General features: G+C 29.8%; 1 protein-coding gene. It reads left to right on the top strand.

Translation table 11 applies throughout. The features are described 5' to 3' along the window. The first annotated feature begins 416 nt into the window (after positions 1-416). Positions 417-752 carry a hypothetical protein gene (locus tag H9647_RS25595; protein ID WP_160037241.1) on the top strand — a complete coding sequence of 112 codons (336 nt, stop codon included), beginning with the start codon at positions 417-419 and terminating at the stop codon, positions 750-752. Positions 753-806 lie beyond the last annotated feature (54 nt).

The following is an 806-nucleotide window of genomic DNA, read 5'->3' as shown; positions in this document are numbered from 1 at the left end:
CTACAAAATCCATCGGATATTTCTTATGCTTAATTAGCTATATGAGGAGGTGAAATTTATGAGAGAAAAAATAAATTCATGGTCTTTCTTTCTTTCAATAATTTGTTTAGTTTCGTATTTAGCAATGCCATATTGGATAGAAATCTATAGACATATCCATATGATATCCGTTCCAGACGCCTTTAATATTGTTTACATTCTTTCGTTAACAACTTTAATACTTGGAATAATAGGACTAACAGGTAAGAAAAATTTAAAGTCTATTTCAAGAGGAACAGTAACTATCTTAATCACATTCTGCATAACAGGATTTCTGAGCTTCTTAATGTGGATACAACAATCGTTCTTATTTTAATGAAGTAATCATTTATCAAAGTCATTATAATAAAAAAATACATAAAATTGGAGGCTACTGTTTGAAGGTTAACCTTAGTGTAATTAGTTATGTAGCTTATCTATTAGTTATATCAACCACATCATTCTTATTTTACTGGGTATTTAAGATATGGATAGCAATGGGACGATTCACAGCAGCAGATGCCCCACCAGGTGACATTGGTGCAACAGAAAAAGTATTTTATAGTTTCGTTATACCGATTGGGTACTTTGCTATCATGACCTTACTTTCATTTGTTTTTCGTCGCTACTTAATAAAATATTCAGTTAATCTGAAAACAATATTTATACTTGCAATAAATGTACTCATTACTGTTTACTTAATAGCACAATTCACAATCTTTTCTTTTAGTTAATTTCTATAGGAGCCGAATGATTGATTTTATTAGAGATAACTCATTAAGCTAACG

This window comes from Paenibacillus gallinarum (genome assembly GCF_014836635.1).
Taxonomy (GTDB): Bacteria; Bacillota; Bacilli; order Paenibacillales; family Paenibacillaceae; genus Paenibacillus; species Paenibacillus gallinarum.
This window is presented reverse-complemented; position numbering and strand designations above follow the sequence as displayed.